The sequence below is a fragment of the Pseudarthrobacter sp. NPDC058329 genome (assembly GCF_042879835.1).
Classification (GTDB): domain Bacteria; phylum Actinomycetota; class Actinomycetes; order Actinomycetales; family Micrococcaceae; genus Arthrobacter.
This window is the reverse complement of sequence record NZ_JBHVZR010000001.1, coordinates 368,111-383,223: the sequence shown is the minus strand read 5'-3', so window position 1 is coordinate 383,223 and position 15,113 is coordinate 368,111. Positions and strand designations below refer to the sequence as shown.

General features: G+C 64.1%; 13 protein-coding genes. 3 read left to right on the top strand and 10 right to left on the bottom strand.

What is annotated here, in order from left to right:
* Nucleotides 1-38: 38 nt before the first annotated feature.
* Complete coding sequence (locus ACFVYC_RS01850; protein WP_387545934.1) at nt 39-1,346, bottom strand: CpaE family protein; 1,308 nt, start codon at nt 1,344-1,346, stop codon at nt 39-41.
* Nucleotides 1,343-1,987: a hypothetical protein gene (locus tag ACFVYC_RS01845; RefSeq protein ID WP_387545933.1), complete on the bottom strand. Its 645-nt coding sequence runs from the start codon at nt 1,985-1,987 to the stop codon at nt 1,343-1,345. The genes ACFVYC_RS01850 and ACFVYC_RS01845 overlap by 4 nt, the downstream gene beginning before the upstream one ends.
* Nucleotides 1,988-2,141: 154 nt before the next feature.
* Between ACFVYC_RS01845 and ACFVYC_RS01840 the strand changes: the two genes are divergently transcribed.
* Nucleotides 2,142-2,357 carry a helix-turn-helix domain-containing protein gene (locus ACFVYC_RS01840; protein WP_331323043.1) on the top strand — a complete coding sequence of 72 codons (216 nt, stop codon included), beginning with the start codon at nt 2,142-2,144 and terminating at the stop codon, nt 2,355-2,357.
* Nucleotides 2,358-2,415: 58 nt separating this feature from the next.
* Here the strand turns inward: ACFVYC_RS01840 and ACFVYC_RS01835 are convergent, their stop codons facing one another.
* Nucleotides 2,416-3,027 (bottom strand): hypothetical protein, encoded by a 612-nt coding sequence (locus ACFVYC_RS01835; protein WP_387545932.1) that lies wholly within the window; start codon nt 3,025-3,027, stop codon nt 2,416-2,418.
* Nucleotides 3,028-3,124: 97 nt separating this feature from the next.
* Between ACFVYC_RS01835 and ACFVYC_RS01830 the strand changes: the two genes are divergently transcribed.
* Nucleotides 3,125-4,063: a LysM peptidoglycan-binding domain-containing protein gene (locus tag ACFVYC_RS01830; protein ID WP_387545929.1), complete on the top strand. Its 939-nt coding sequence runs from the start codon at nt 3,125-3,127 to the stop codon at nt 4,061-4,063.
* Nucleotides 4,064-4,120: 57 nt separating this feature from the next.
* On the top strand, nt 4,121-4,606 hold the full coding sequence (locus tag ACFVYC_RS01825; protein ID WP_387545928.1) for an Rv3235 family protein: 486 nt from the start codon (nt 4,121-4,123) through the stop codon (nt 4,604-4,606).
* 129 nt (nt 4,607-4,735) lie between these two features.
* On the opposite strand, the gene secA is transcribed toward ACFVYC_RS01825, so the two are convergent.
* From secA to mtrA, 7 genes are all read right to left on the bottom strand, one after another.
* On the bottom strand, nt 4,736-7,474 hold the full coding sequence (gene secA / locus ACFVYC_RS01820) for a preprotein translocase subunit SecA (RefSeq protein ID WP_387545925.1): 2,739 nt from the start codon (nt 7,472-7,474) through the stop codon (nt 4,736-4,738).
* A gap of 47 nt (nt 7,475-7,521) precedes the next feature.
* Nucleotides 7,522-8,790 carry a winged helix-turn-helix domain-containing protein gene (locus tag ACFVYC_RS01815; RefSeq protein ID WP_387545923.1) on the bottom strand — a complete coding sequence of 423 codons (1,269 nt, stop codon included), beginning with the start codon at nt 8,788-8,790 and terminating at the stop codon, nt 7,522-7,524.
* Nucleotides 8,791-8,822: 32 nt separating this feature from the next.
* Nucleotides 8,823-9,548, bottom strand: coding sequence for a ribosome hibernation-promoting factor, HPF/YfiA family (gene hpf / locus ACFVYC_RS01810; protein WP_387545920.1), 726 nt, complete (start codon nt 9,546-9,548; stop codon nt 8,823-8,825).
* 144 nt (nt 9,549-9,692) lie between these two features.
* Nucleotides 9,693-10,616, bottom strand: coding sequence for a ComF family protein (locus ACFVYC_RS01805; RefSeq protein ID WP_387545918.1), 924 nt, complete (start codon nt 10,614-10,616; stop codon nt 9,693-9,695).
* A gap of 91 nt (nt 10,617-10,707) precedes the next feature.
* Nucleotides 10,708-12,426: an LpqB family beta-propeller domain-containing protein gene (locus ACFVYC_RS01800; protein WP_387545915.1), complete on the bottom strand. Its 1,719-nt coding sequence runs from the start codon at nt 12,424-12,426 to the stop codon at nt 10,708-10,710.
* A complete protein-coding gene (mtrB, locus tag ACFVYC_RS01795) occupies nt 12,423-14,339 on the bottom strand; it encodes an MtrAB system histidine kinase MtrB (protein WP_387547084.1) in 1,917 nt (638 codons plus the stop codon). The genes ACFVYC_RS01800 and mtrB overlap by 4 nt, the downstream gene beginning before the upstream one ends.
* The gene (mtrA, locus tag ACFVYC_RS01790; protein ID WP_387545914.1) at nt 14,314-14,988 is read right to left on the bottom strand and encodes an MtrAB system response regulator MtrA; all 675 of its coding nucleotides are present in this window, start codon (nt 14,986-14,988) and stop codon (nt 14,314-14,316) included. The genes mtrB and mtrA overlap by 26 nt, the downstream gene beginning before the upstream one ends.
* Nucleotides 14,989-15,113: the final 125 nt, after the last annotated feature.

Sequence of the window (15,113 nt, the reverse complement as noted above, 5' to 3'; positions counted from 1 at the left end):
AAGATATACGCTGCTTCCTTGCAGCTCTTACGGCGAGCCTAGCCTTTTAGCCTACGGGCTGCTGTGGAAGAAAAGACAGAGGTTTTTGGTTTTTGCTGGGCGGGTGCACAAACGAGTTGTGCGATGGCGCGTCGGAGGGCTGAGTCAGGTGCCGCCTCCAGCAACAGCGCCCCTCCCAGCAGTGCGGCGTCCGCTGCCGCACTGTCTTCGGGAAGGAATGCTCTGAGCTCCGACGCCGGTCCGAACCTTTCCCACGCCTCCTGCAGCTGCCGCTCCGGCCCCCGCCCCACCGAAGACGCCCTGACTTTGTTCATCACCACGATGGGCGCGGCCTGAGGTACAGCGGACTCAAGCTCGGCCAAACCCCGCACCAGCCTGGGCACTCCGACAGGATCCGCCGCGCCGACAGCGTAAACGGTGTCGGCAAGTTCGAGGGAGCGCAGGGTGGCCGCGTTCCTCCGCGGAGCCATGGTGTCAAAACTGAGCTCCTCGTCGGCCTCCAGGCAGAACCCGGTATCCACCACAACCACCTCTGCAATCTGCTTGGCCCGCTCGAGGACGAGAGCCAGTGCAGATGCCCGGAGCTCCGTCCACCGGTCCGCACGGGTGATTCCCGTGAGGACCCGGAAAGAACCGAGCTTGGTGGCGACCGGCGTGGCCACCCTCTTCAACGCCTCCGCGTCCAGCAGTCCCTGGTCAGCCAGCCTGCACGCCTGCGCCAGGCCGGCGGACTCATCCATAAGGCCGAGCACAGCGGCTACGCTCGCACCGTAACTGTCGGCATCGACAAGGACAACGGACTTCCCTTCGCCCGCGAGTTCGCCCGCGATGTTGGCCGCGACAATGGTCCGTCCGGGCGCCCCGGCGGGGCCCCACACTGCAATAATCCGCCCCGGCCCCGGCTTCTCCGGGCTGCTTCGCGGTTCCGCCGGAACAGGATGCAGGGCAGCACCGGTGTCGGCCGCACTGCTCCGGTGTGCGCCACGGGGTCCACCGCCTGTCAGTTGGGCGACAGCCTCGGCAATCCTCTCGGACAGCATCACCGATTCCACTCCGGTCAAGGCCGAAGCTACACCTATTCCCCTGAGCCTTTCGGCTTCCTCGGGCGAATCGGTCAAGGCAATGATGGCAACACCCACCGCTCCGAGCCGGTCCACCAGGGAAGCGGTGAGGCCCTCGGAACCCTCCGCAACCACGGCAGCCCGGGCCAATCCGCCTTGGCAGGCTGCCAGTAATTCGGCCAATTCCGTACATCTTCGCACTACGGTCACCGGGCCGTGCAGGCGTTCCAGCCCGCCGACGAGATCCTCGCGGCTCTGCCCGACAGTGACGACGGGGATACTCATTGGGCGCCGCCTCCCGGGTTCCACACCACGGAAATCTTTGCTTCATTCGCCTGCGCTCCCAGCAGGGCGGGCATCTGATTATCCTCCACCAGCACCATCAGAACGGTGGTCCGGGACGACCCCAAGGCTGTGGAACCGTCAGTTACCTCTGCTATTTCAGCACCCGGAAGCAGGAGCTTGGGTTCACTGAAGCCATTGCGGGCATCGGGCTGTGCCACCCAGACGTCCACCCTGGCACCGGCCACTGCCTGCGCCGGGAGGGTTTCCTCGATGGTCAGGGCAACGGGCTTGCGGTCCAGTTCGTCCACTGCGCCGAGGCTTGCGCGGGGAACAAGCTGGTCCTTGCCGATCCTTTGCACTGCAACCACGTTCTCCGGCAGGCCTGACTCTGCGGTGATGTATTGGGCTTCGGTCTCCCCCAACCTGACCTTGGCCCGGACGACATTCTCCGCCGTCAGCTTTTCGCCCACTGCTATGCCGTCGCGGGCCGCATAAACCTCCGTGGTCCGGTCAGCGCTTCCCACCAGGAAAACCACGCCAGCCACCGAAACGAGCACAAGGAGAACACCTACCAGCAAGCGGGGGTCCTTCCACGAAGGCCGTTTCAGCCTTGCCGCCGTGGCCGATGAGTCAGGAACCATTACCGTCTCTCCCCCTTTGCGCACCGGGACTGCTCGATGCGCCCGGACTCCTCATTGTTGCGGCAGGGACGCCGGAACAAAAGTCATAAGTTCAAACACGGCCAAATTGTGGATAACAGCAGCAAACCATCCGTTCCGGTGGCAAAATGGAGCCATGCCCAGATTTCTTACACTCGCAGATGTCGCCGAGCAGCTTCAGATCAATTCTCCGGCTGCTTATGCCCTGGTCCGAAGCGGCGAGCTCAAAGCCATCCAGGTTGGCGGGCGCGGTCAGTGGCGGGTGGAAGAAAAGATGCTTGAGCAGTACATCGAGGAACGGTACGCCGAAGCCAGCCGCATGATCCAGGAATCCAGGTCCAAGTCAGGCTGAGACCTGCAGACGGGCCGCCACGGCCTGCCCTGGCGCTCCGAACCCGGCGCGCAAGCAACTACATCTCGTTGGTCCGACGCGACCTGATCGCTGCCAATGCGGTAAAGGGAATAGTGGCAATCTGGCTGACCTGATGGCTGCGGCGGGCTTCGCCGGGCATGAGGACAGCGAGGTCAAAATAGTCCCTGCCCACCCGGTCTATGACTCCTGCCAGCCGCATCGCGCCTCCCGCATTCCCAACAAGAACTGACAACTCGGCCCGGTCCCGGGCCATCCCGCGCAGGGCCCTGCCGAGCCCAATTCCCCGCCGCACAGACGACGACTCCGCCAGAGACAGGCGCCCGAGCCCCACGTAACGCCCTGCTGCCGCGTAGGGAATAAGTAGCTGATGTTGTTCTTCATCCAGCACCAGCGCGTCGCCGCCGGCGTGGGTGAGCGTCCCGGAGAACGACTCCCCTGATGACAGGTAGACAGTCAGCCGGCAGCCCAAAACCGCCCGCAACCGGTCCGCCAGTTCCAGGCCCACCATTTCTGCCCGTGCCCGTTCATTGACTTCGGCATCAAGGGCCAACCGGTCCGCCTCCGCGAATTGGCTTTCCAGATCGTCAAAGAGTGCATCCCAGCGCATCCGGCCAGCGTAGGGCGCAGCCCTTGCAGCGTCAATATTCACGGCTTTTCCTCTCCAACGTCTAGACAAAGAAAGAGTAGGCGGTGCAAACTTACCTAATCAGCATTAAACACCATCAAAGTGCATCAAAAGGAACACAGTGATCCAAACAGCAGAACATGCCCGCTGGACCGATGCCGTCACGGCAGCGGCAATACTAATGCTGGGTGTCCTCCTCTATGCGGCCGGTTCCGGCATCCTGGTGCAATGGCAGCAGTCCTCCGCCAGGCACCAGGAACTCCAAACGGAGCACCTGCTGGGGGCTGCCGCGGCAGCCGGCGGTGCTGCGCTGGTGGGCTGGTGGTTCCTTGCACTGCTGTTCGCCGGTGCCACCACGCTCCTTGAGCGGAAAGGCAAGTCCCGCGCCGCAGCCGTAACCCGGAAGCTCTCGCCCGCCCTAATGCAGAGGCTGGTGCTCGCAGCACTGTCGGTCCAGTTGGTAACGGGTCCGGCTGCGAATGCACACGCAGCCTTGTCCGGACCGGAATGGACCCCCATCCAGGACTACACTGCATCAGCTCAAGCCACTTCCGGGAGCCACACACACGACGTACTGCCAACACCGGCAACTGAAGATGCCAGTGAGGCAGCTTCCACGGGTTCAACAGAACACCCAACACCGCCGGCTGAGGACTCCGCCCGGCAAGAACAGAACAGCCAGGTGTCCCCGCGCGGTGAGGAACACAACGTTGTCCAGCCCGCCCCTGTGGTTCTCGAGGTGGATAGCGGGACCAGCTCAGCTCCCCCATCGAGGATTCGCCCGGGCTGGCAGCCGGGTGCCCCGGTACCGGGCCCCGGGCTGCTGGCTGCTCCGGAACTGCGCGCCGCTGGGAAGGCACCAGCGGAAGCCGGCGCCGTGACCGTCCTGGCTGGAGACACGCTCTGGGACGTTGCCGCGCACGCGATGGGGCCAGGGGCCTCGGACGTTGACATCGCAATGCTATGGCCGCGGTGGTACGAGGCCAACCGGGCCCTCATCGGTCAGGATCCGGATGTGCTGCTCCCCGGGCAAATCCTTCAGCCGCCCTCCGCAGCATAAACATGCCAACCACACGATTCATGCCTTAACGCCAGCCACTAATTCAAGGGGAAAGCAATGACCGCAGCCACGCCCATTCGAACCATCCAAGCACCAGCGAGTGCGGGTGGCCCCATGCCCCGGCCGGCTGCACCGCAGCCTCCGGACAAGGCCCCCGCAACTGGACCACGGCCGGTTTTGCGTCCGGTTGATGAGTTATCGGAGGTACGGGCGGTAACCCGCGGCACGGTCCAGGCCGCCATGGAAGTGCTTGCCGGAATCCGCCCCGTCCACCAGCTGGCCCGGCGGCTTGATCCTCGATGCCTGGCTGCCCTGCAACACCGCGCTTGCCTGATCAGGCGCGAACTGACCCGGACCGGCAACCCGGACCTTGCAAGGCTGCACAGAAATTCCATCGTTCGCTCGGTCAGGGTTTGCGAAGTGGCAGACGGAGTTTTTGAAGCCAGCGCCGTTGTAGTGGATGATGTCCGGGCCCGGGCTGTGGCAGTTCGCCTTGAACGGGGCAAGCAGGTGTGGCGGGTGACGGAGCTTGTCATTGGCTGACGGGCTTTCAGTAAGGAGCCCTGCAGTAGCAATGCCGGTCCGATTCAGCAGGAGACGGAAGCAGGGCCGGGGACAACTCCCCGGCCCTGCTTCTATCTGCGTCTAACAGCTTTCAGACCTGGAAACGTTTCAGCGCTTTTTCTTCTTCGCCTGCCGCTTCGCAGCGTCCTGCGCCGCCTTGGCGGGGTTACCCGGGCGGCCGGAGGACCGGGTTTCCACCCGGGTCTGCGTACCCCCGTCTTCGCGGGGAGCAGTGTACTGCAGCTGGGCGGGCTGGGCAGGCGCTTCCAGCCCGGCGGCCCGGACCTGCGGCTCCACATGCTCGGTGTGCCCACCCTCATCGTCAGCCACCACAACGTCCTGGGCCGGAGTGACTTCCACTTCGAGGTTGAAGAGGAACCCTACGCTTTCCTCCCGGATGGCCTCCATCATGCTCTGGAACAGGGTGAAGCCCTCTCGCTGGTATTCAACGAGCGGATCACGCTGTGCCATCGCCCGCAGGCCAATTCCTTCCTTGAGGTAGTCCATCTCATAAAGATGTTCCTGCCATTTGCGTCCGATGACCGACAGGACAACGCGGCGCTCCAGCTCGCGCATGCTTTCGGAACCGATGGTTTCTTCCCGGGCCTGGTACACCAGGCGCGCGTCGGACAGCAGCTCCTCCTTCAGGAACTCAACCGTAAGCCTGGACTTTCCGCCGGCTTCCTCGATGATCTCGTCGGCCGTGACGCTGACCGGGTAGAGGGTCTTGAGGTTGGTCCAGAGCTGGTTGAAGTCCCAGTCATCGCCGTTGCCCTCAGCTGTCGCAGCATCGATGAGGGCGGTGATGGTGTCTTCTACGAAGAACTGCACCTTTTCGTGCAGGTCATCGCCCTCAAGGATGCGCCGCCGGTCACCATAGATGGCCTCGCGCTGGCGGTTGAGGACGTCGTCGTACTTCAGGACGTTTTTGCGCTGCTCGGCGTTTCGGCCCTCCACCTGGCCCTGGGCCGAGGCGATGGCGCGGGAGACGAGCTTGGACTCCAGCGCGACGTCGTCCGGCACCGAGCTGTTCATCAGGCGTTCCGCGGCACCGGAGTTGAAGAGCCGCATAAGGTCGTCGGTCAGCGACAGGTAAAAACGGGATTCGCCGGGGTCGCCCTGGCGGCCCGAACGGCCCCGCAGCTGGTTGTCGATGCGGCGCGACTCGTGCCGTTCGGTGCCCAGCACGTAAAGGCCGCCAAGGTTGAGGACTTCCTCGTGCTCGTCTTTGACGGACTGTTTGGCAGCTTCAAGGGCGGCTGGCCAGGCGGACTCGTACTCCTCTGAGTTTTCTTCAGGATCCAGTCCGCGCTTGGCGAGCTCGGCCACGGCAGTGAACTCGGCATTGCCGCCGAGCATGATGTCAGTACCGCGGCCTGCCATGTTGGTTGCCACGGTGACCGCGCCCTTCCGGCCGGCCTGCGCCACGATGGCTGCTTCCCGGGCGTGGTTCTTCGCATTCAGGACTTCGTGGCGGATGCCTTCCTTGGCCAGGAGCCGGGACAGGTATTCGCTCTTTTCAACGCTGGTGGTACCCACCAGGACCGGCTGGCCTTCTTGGTGCCTCTCGGCGATATCTTTCACGACGGCGTCGAACTTGACGGCCTCGTTCTTGAAGACCAGGTCCGACTGGTCGAGGCGCTGCATATCGCGGTTGGTGGGAATGGCAACCACACCGAGCTTGTAGGTGCCCATAAACTCCGCTGCCTCCGTCTCGGCAGTTCCGGTCATGCCCGAGAGCTTGCCGTACATACGGAAGTAGTTCTGCAGCGTGACGGTGGCCAGAGTCTGGTTCTCGGCCTTGATCTCCACGCCTTCTTTGGCCTCGATGGCCTGGTGCATGCCCTCGTTGTAGCGTCGGCCGGCAAGGATACGGCCGGTGTGCTCGTCAACAATCAGGACTTCGCCGTCGAGGATGACGTAGTCCTTGTCCCGCTTGAAGAGTTCCTTGGCTTTGATGGCGTTGTTCAGGAACCCGATGAGAGGCGTGTTGGCGGATTCGTACAGGTTCTGGATGCCGAGGTAGTCCTCGACCTTTTCGATGCCGCTTTCCAGGACGCCAACGGTCCGCTTCTTTTCGTCGACCTCGTAGTCCTTTTCCGGCTGGAGCCGCAGGACCACCTTGGCGAATTCGCTGTACCATCGGTTGGTGTCGCCCTGGGCGGGACCGGAGATGATCAGCGGGGTACGGGCTTCGTCGATGAGGATGGAGTCGACCTCGTCAACGATGGCAAAGTTGTGCCCGCGCTGGACCAGCTCAGACTTGTCCCAGGCCATGTTGTCGCGGAGGTAGTCGAACCCGAACTCGTTGTTGGTGCCGTAGGTAATGTCCGAGGCATACTGGTGGCGCCGCACGGCCGGGTCCTGGTTGGCGAGGATGCAGCCGCTGGTCAGGCCGAGGAAACGGTAGACGCGGCCCATGAGGTCAGACTGGTATTCGGCCAGGTAGTCATTGACGGTGATGACGTGAACGCCTTTGCCGGTCAGCGCATTGAGGTAGGCAGGAGCAGTTGCCACCAGGGTTTTGCCTTCACCGGTCTTCATTTCCGCGATGTTGCCCAGGTGAAGGGCTGCGCCGCCCATCAGCTGGACGTCAAAGTGGCGCATGCCCAAGGTTCGTGCGGATGCTTCCCGGACGGCGGCAAAGGCTTCGGGAAGCAGGTCATCGAGCTTCTCTCCCCCGTCCAGGTGGCGTTCGCGCAGCCGGTCTGTCTCCTCACGGAGTTCGGCGTCTGTGAAGGTCTTAAACGAATCTTCCAGGGCGTTGATGGAGTCGGCATAGTTCCGCAGTTGCCGGAGCGTTTTTTTATCGCCGGTACGGAGAAGTTTTTCGATGAGTGATGCCACGTGAAGATGCTCCCAGTCTTATGCCGCCGAATTCTGGCGTTTTTAGTCTACGGGAGAGACACCGCCCCGCGGCTTGTTTGTTCCCTGAGAGCGGATACGGGCTGAGGACAGCCAACGGACTCGGCAAGGGCACCGGCCAGATCGCCGCGGGAACCAACTTCCACGCCGGGAAGGCCCAGCCAATCCGCCATCAGCCGAAGTTCCGCGGCGAGTTCGACGGCGGTGTCCGCGGGGGCGCCGGGCTCGGCAAAGGCGGACTTGGCCAGCAGCGTCCCGCGTGCGCGGTCAGCCTTCAGGTCCACCCGCGCCACAATCCTGTCCCTCAGGAGGAAAGGAAGGACATAGTACCCATAGCGCCTTTTGTGCTCCGGGGTGTAGATCTCAAGCCGGTAATGGAAGCCAAAAAGTTCCTCCAGCCGGCGGCGTTCGAAGACCAGGGAATCAAACGGGCTCAGCAGGGCCCGACCTGTTGCCCTGCGCGGCAGCGTGGCATCAACGTGGCGGAACACTTCACGGTTCCAGCCGGCCACGGTCACCGGCTCGAGCCTCCCGCACTCCACCAGATGTTCCACGGTTGCGGCCGCGGCCCGGACCGGGGTCCGGAAGTAGTCGGCGAAACACCGCACTGTACCGATGCCGTGCGCCTGCGCGGCCGCATCGATAAGGCGGTGCAGTGCAGAGGCGGAATCGGGTTCACCGGCAACGGCAGCGGGCACGTTCGGGAGCACCCTGGTGGCCAGCGTGTACTTGCGCTCAAACTGATCGGTCCTGGAAGCTGCCGAAACCAAGCCCTCCTCAAACAGGTGTTCCAGGACCCGTTTGACGGCGCTCCAGTTCCAGCCCCAGTTGTCCGTCTGTTTTTCTTCGACGTGGCCGATCCTGACCGCGATTTCGGCGGCAGTCAGGGGCCGTGCCGTGGCGAGGGTTTCCAGGATCCGGCCGGAGATGGTGGCGCGCAGTCCGGCGTCCATGCCATGGGCGCTCACCCAGGAACGCTTTTGCCACAGGCGGAGATCGGAAAAGTGCTCCGGGCGGATGTAACTGGCTTCGTGAGCCCAGTACTCCACCATGCGTCGCGGGTGGGTAGCGGACATACGCTGGAGGATGGCGCGGTCGTAGTTTCCCAGCCGGGAGAAGAAGGGGAGGAAATGACTCCGTGCCAGGACGTTGACGGAATCAATCTGGACGAGCTGGAGCCGGGCAAAGGTGCGGCCCACCGTCCGTGATGTCACGGGGCCGGTGGGCCGTCCTTTGTCGAGTCCCTGTGCCGCCAGGGCGATCCGCCGTGCCTGGTCCAGGCTCAGCGTCGCTGGCACGTCAGTCCTCTCTGTGGGTGGTGTTCACCACCCTAGGCGTTTGCTGCTGCGTCGTCCGAACGGTACGCAATGATTTTTTCTTCGATGACGTTCTCACCCGGTTCGCATTCATGGTCCAGGGTGATGACCCCATAGGTCCAGCCCCGGCGCCGGTAAACGACAGATGGCGTATTCGTAGCCTTATCCACGAAAAGGTAGAAGTCATGGCCGACGAGCTCCATGTTGTCCACGGCGTCGTCGAGGGAAAGTGAGGCAGCCGGGAAGACCTTGCGCCGGATAAGGACCGGAGAATCGCCGGCCGGGATGTCGTTGTCGACATCATAGGGGGACTTCTCTGCAGGGGCCGCCGCGGTTTCGTTCCGGTGGCTCGCCTCGACGTAGAGGGGTTCCTGGGTGCTGGCGGGCTCCAGGGCGGCGGTAGCTTCACGGACGGCCTTTGGCGTATGCCTTCCGTGATGGACCTTCTTGCGGTCCTTGGCGCGGCGGAGCCGCTCAAGCAGCTTGTTGTACGCGAGGTCGAATGCGGCGAACTTGTCAGCGGCGCTTGCTTCGGCACGGATTACCGGTCCCCTGCCCAGTACTGTCACCTCGACTGTCAACTGGTCGCCGGTCTGCCGTGAGCTGGTCTCCTTGGAAACCTTCGCGTCGACCCGCTGGACTTTGTCTCCCAGCGACTCGATCTTTGAGATCTTCTCCCCGGCATATTCGCGGAACCGGTCTGAAACTGTCAGATTTCGTCCGCTGATCATAAACTCCATGGTGCCCTCCAAATGACTTCGGTGACACGACGGCAGCACTTCCCGGGGCCGATCTGTTTGACAGTCAAGCCCCTCTCCGAGCCGCCATCGAAAGGTACATTCTGTTCTTGGTACCCACCACCGACGTTAGTTCATAGCCACATGTTATTCATCCTTTCTTGGTTTATTTTTTTCTAAGTCATGCCCCCTCCCCCGGGCTTCAGCGGATCCGGCTCCGGGGCCCGAAGAGTCGGGCGGGCGTGTCGCAGCCAGGACAACGGCACCGGTCACGATGGCGCCTGCGAAGTTCAGCGCGCGGGCTGCTTCCGCCAGTGTCGCGCCGGTGGTGAGGACGTCGTCGATGATGATGCAGCGCTTTCCGGCGGTCAAAGACTGCCCTCGCCGGCGGACCCGCATGGAGCCCCGGACGCGCTTGGCGCGCCCGCCGCGGTCCAGACCCTTTTGGCCTCCGGGCAACTGCAGGCCGCCGGCTTCGGTCTTTTCCAGCACGTCCTGCACGGCGAGACCCGGCAATTGCCGTGACACTTCGCGCAGGAGCAGGTGGACCGGGCTGAAGCCGCGTTTCAGGAAGGCCGCGTTGCTGCTCGGCACGGGAACCAGGCAGCTCACCTCCGTCCCGGGGCAGGCCGAACGGACAGCGACGGCGAGCGCTCCGCCCAGGCTGCTCCTGAGCTGATACTGGCCGTGCCGTTTGAAGGACAGGAGGGCCTGGGCGAGCTCCTCACGGTAGACACCGGCAGCCACGACGGGCAGCAGCACGGTGCCGCCGACGTCCATCAGGGCAGGCGCTCCGCTTTCGGCCCGGAAGGGCTCCCGCGTCAGGCGGCGGATGTGGCGGGCGCACTGGATGCAGATGGCCCGGTCTTCAGCTCCGCAGCATACGCAGTCCACGGGAACGGCAAGCGCCAGGAGATCAACCACGGCGCCGGCTGCCTGATCCGTCAGGCGCAAAAGGGTCCTCCGGTACTCGGACCGGTGTGTGGCGGACCGGTCAGCCACGGGCACAAGGTCCGGGTCCAGCCGCGCCCGCCTCCCGGCTCCGGCCCCGATATTGGATGTTCTCCTCACCGGACAAGCTTCGGCCGTCAATAACCCACGAGGACAGCCGCGGTCCGCCTATGTGGACAACGCCAGCGGACCGCGCGCCGAGTTTAGGGCATCAGCCAGGGAACGCGGGGTCAATGGGACCCTTGATCTGCGGGGACCAGCCGTTGCCCAACCGCTGGAAGACGCCCTCCGTGGACTGCGCGTAGATTTCCTCGGCGCCGTTGCCGGCGCTGAGCGACACCAGGCCGGGCCACGGGGCAAGCTGTTGGGGCTGTCCGGACGTGAGGGAGAGCAGCTCCGGGGTGACGTTGGATGCTGGAGCCCCCTTCATCACGGCGACGGTGGTATCGCTGACCCACACGCCCTGGTCCGGTTCGCTGTCCGTGGCCAGGGTGACGGGCGGTGTCAGCTCGCGAGGTGTTCCGTCACCGCCCCTGATAATGCCGGTCACCTGCACGCGCGTCTTCCCGTTCTGTTCGGAAATCACCAGCGCACGAACCCCATCGCGCGAGATCCGGAAGTCCTTGACGGTTCGTCCCGCCAGCCACGCAGGCGCCATGGTCACGGACGGTACGGTGGCTCCCTCGGCCACGCCGGTGGGACGGAAGGCAACAACTTCAGTTGCCCCCTCGCCTCCCGGCCCCGCAGACCACACCCACTCATTCAGGCCGAAGGACGGCCGCGTCAGGGTGGTCCGAGTGGTCAGTGCCCGTGCCGGCTGGCCGGGATTGATGCTGTACAGGGTGGTCCGGCTGTCGTTGAGGAAGGCTGCGGTTTGCGATACCGGGGATTCTGCGGGGAACCGCGGGTTGAGGGAAGACACCGGCTGCATGTCCGGCAGCGGTGAGACCCTGTTGTTTTCATAGCGCACCAGTTCGTTGCCGCTGACCGCAATCTGGCGTGAGGGCACGCTCTTGTCCAGCACCGGCGGCAGGACCGAGCCGTTGTCCTCAACCCGGACCAGGTCCTGGTTGGCACGCAGTTCTACGTTGACCACGTCAGGCTGGCTGCGGAAGGTCAGGGTCAGCTGCATCTGCATCCGCAGGCGGTCCTCGGGCGAGGTTTCGGTGAGTTCCTTGGCCGTCAGGTCCACCTGCGCTGCCCCTGACACAACCGGCACCGACTCACGGGCCAGCTTTATCCCGGAAGGAAAGGCACTCACCACGGCACCACGCAGGTACGGTGCCGGCCCGGCCAGCAGCGCACTGGTCATTGCCTTGACGGTTTTGTTCTTGATGAACCAGCGGACGTCGGGCACCGCGTACGTGAAGCTGGGGTCATAGAAGTAGATGGGGTAGGCGCCGTAGATCACCTTGAACGTTTCTTCAGCAATGGCTGTGCCGTCCGGAAGGGCGGAGATGCGCCATTCGCCGTCCACCTGCGTGACTGTCACCGGGATTTTCTCCACGGTTCCTTCCGGTGATTGGGTTGCTATGCCGTCAGCATCGACCGTGTAGGCGACGTCGAGCTCGTAGTTGTAGACGTTCTCGCCCTCCGCTGCCACCACCCTCGCTTCCCGGTAGACGAGAGCACGCTGGTCCGGCTTCCAGGAAACGGATGACGCCTGGGTCAGGTACTGCCGTGCGACGGCGTAGTCGTCCTCGTAGCCGCTGCCGGCCCGGTAGAAGTAGTCAATTATGGTTTCGGGCGAAGCGCCGGCCTGCGGCGCCGCCGGCAGGAACACCGGCGCGCTGAGGTTGCCCGCGCTTCCCTCGTTGCTTTTGCCCACCGGACCGGAAGTGGGTATGCGGGCGCAGCCTGCCAGGAGGACCGCCAGCAGGACCAAAAGTAAAGCCACGGGCCTTGCCCGGTGCGGGGCGTGGCCCGTCATGTGGTCTCCTTTGACGTCGAGGCCGGAGCGGGCGGCGCTGCACCGGCGTCGAGCACCAGCATGTTCCTGTTGTCCATGTCGCCGGGGATGGTGATGTCCTCCGGTTCCAGCTGCACCGGCGACTTGTCGATCTCTTCGCCCTGCCGAAGGGGCAGTGTCAGCCGGAAGTTGGCGCCGTTGCCCTTCTTCCCCCATGCCTGCAGCCAGCCGTTGTGGAGTTTGGTGTCCTCCATCGCGATTGACAGTCCAAGGCCGCTGCCTCCGGTGGTGCGGGCACGGGCAGGGTCTGCACGCCAGAACCTGTCAAAGACCCGGGCGGCCTCGGCCGCGGCCATGCCGATGCCATAGTCCCGGACGGCTATTCCGACGGCGGTCTGGCTGGCCGCCACGGTGACCCTCACCGGTCTGCCTTCGCCGTGCTCCACGGCGTTCAGGATGAGGTTGCGCAGGATCCTGTCGATCCTGCGCGCGTCCATTTCGGCAATGACGGCTCCGGCGGGGGCGCTGAGGATAATTTCGGAACCGTATTCGGCTGCGACGGGCGCCGCGCCTTCGATGACGTGGGCCACCACCTGCAGGATGTCCTCCGGCTCGGCGTCGAGCATGGCCACGCCGGCGTCGAAGCGGGAAATTTCCAGCAGGTCCGAGAGGAGGGACTGGAACCGCTCCACCTGGTTGTACAGGAGTTCCGCGGAACGCTTGTTAATGGGGTCGAAGTCTTCCCGGGCGTCGTAGAGCACTTCCGCGGCCATCCGGACGGTGGTCAGCGGCGTCCGCAGTTCATGGGACACATCGGACACAAAGCGCTGCTGCATTTGGGACAGTGTGGCCAATTGGGTGATCTGCTCCTGGAGGCTGGCGGCCATGTGGTTAAAGGAGGCGCCCAGGCGGGCAACCTCGTCCTCGCCGCGGACCACCATCCGCTCCTGCAACTGGCCGGCCGCGAGTTTTTCGGACACCATCGCGGCATGGCTGACGGGGCTGACCACGTTGCGGGTGACATACCAGGCGATGGCGCCGATCATCAGGACCAGCACTGCGCCGCCTGCCCACAGCACGCTCTGGATCTCATCGAGGGTCTGCTGGGCGGTGTTGAGATCGTAGATCAGGTACAGCTCGTAGACCGTGCCATTAAAGGTCACCTTGTTGCCCACAGCTATGCCCGGCCGGTCCTCGGTGCCGACCGGGATCACGGTGGAAGCCCAGTACTGGTCCTTCCCGGACTCCTGCACTGACTTGCGCAGTTCCGGCGGAATGACACTGACGGTCAACTGGTCCGAAGCACGCGACTCAACCCACCGGTTGCGGGGCTTGGTCTGTTCGGGCATGGCCTCGAAGACATACCTCCGCTGGATCACCGAACCACGGCCCTCCACGGCGTTGAGGGTGTCATACACCAGGGTGATGACACTGGACTGATCGGTGACCTGGGCGCCGTCGAACGTGTCCTGGACCTGCTTGACGTTGTAGCGGGTCTCCGACTCAGCCTGCGTCAGCCGCTCCTGGAAAAGGTTGTTGGCGATCTGGTTGGACAGGTACGCACCCACCACCGCAAACGAAGTGATCGCAAGCAGCAGCGTGGTCAGGACGGTGCGGAACTGCAGCGAGCGGCGCCACCGCTGGTGCAGGGCACGCCCTATGTAGCGAAGCGCCGGAAGGAACCGTCGGAACCCTGTCCGGACCAGCCGGGCAACCCGGAGGCTGACGATCAGGGCGCGGCGCTGCCAGATCCGCGCACGGAAGGACAGCTTTTGGAGCCCTGCCGTGACGGCGTCGGTGTGCTCGGGGGACCTGCGGGGCTCAGGCCCGTCAGGCCCGCCGTGGGGTTCCTTCCCGGAACGGCCCGCAGCGGACGCGTTGGCAGGTTCCCCCTGGGGAACTGCGGGGTCAGGCCCCTGCTTTGTAGCCGACACCACGCACCGTTAATACAACTTCCGGGGCTTCCGGATCCTGCTCGATTTTTGACCGGAGGCGCTGGACATGGACATTGACCAGCCGGGTGTCGGCGGCGTGGCGGTAGCCCCAGACCTGCTCGAGCAGCAGTTCGCGGGTGAATACCTGCCATGGTTTGCGGGCGAGGGCCACCAGGAGGTCGAACTCCAGGGGCGTCAGGGAGATCCTCTCGCTGCCCCGGCTCACGGTGTGCCCGGCGACGTCGATGGTGATATCGGCAATCCGTAAGGTTTCCGGAGCTTTCTGGTCACCGGGCCGAAGCCGGGCCCGGACGCGCGCCACGAGTTCGGCCGGCTTGAATGGCTTGGGCACGTAATCGTCGGCACCGGATTCCAGGCCACGGACGACGTCGGAGGTGTCCGCCTTGGCGGTGAGCATCACAATGGGCACGTCCGATTCCGCGCGGATCTGCCGGCAGACCTCGATGCCGTCCACGCCGGGAAGCATCAGGTCCAACAGGACCAGGTCCGGCCGGGATGAGCGGAAAATGTCAAGCGCCTTGGCGCCGTCTGCGCAGAAGACCGGCTCGAAACCGTCATTGCGAAGAACAATCCCGATCATTTCGGCCAGTGCTTCGTCATCGTCTACCACCAGAATGCGTGCCTTCATAGTTATATATTCCCTTATCAGGCAGGCTTTGTCCTGTTCAGGGCGTTGCGGCATGGCGGAACGCTAGGTGGCCCGCTTGCCGAACTATAGGCTGGGACCATGCCGGGCGTGCCCTGGCGCCCACC

What these genes read in the sequence shown, in the direction of transcription:
- ACFVYC_RS01850 (WP_387545934.1), bottom strand. Translation starts at nt 1,346, where the DNA reads ATGAGTATCCCCGTCGTCACTGTCGGGCAGAGCCGCGAGGATCTCGTC.
- ACFVYC_RS01845 (WP_387545933.1), bottom strand. Translation starts at nt 1,987, where the DNA reads ATGGTTCCTGACTCATCGGCCACGGCGGCAAGGCTGAAACGGCCTTCG.
- ACFVYC_RS01840 (WP_331323043.1), top strand. Translation starts at nt 2,142, where the DNA reads ATGCCCAGATTTCTTACACTCGCAGATGTCGCCGAGCAGCTTCAGATC.
- ACFVYC_RS01825 (WP_387545928.1), top strand. Translation starts at nt 4,121, where the DNA reads ATGACCGCAGCCACGCCCATTCGAACCATCCAAGCACCAGCGAGTGCG.
- hpf (WP_387545920.1), bottom strand. Translation starts at nt 9,548, where the DNA reads ATGGAGTTTATGATCAGCGGACGAAATCTGACAGTTTCAGACCGGTTC.
- ACFVYC_RS01800 (WP_387545915.1), bottom strand. Translation starts at nt 12,426, where the DNA reads ATGACGGGCCACGCCCCGCACCGGGCAAGGCCCGTGGCTTTACTTTTG.
- mtrA (WP_387545914.1), bottom strand. Translation starts at nt 14,988, where the DNA reads ATGAAGGCACGCATTCTGGTGGTAGACGATGACGAAGCACTGGCCGAA.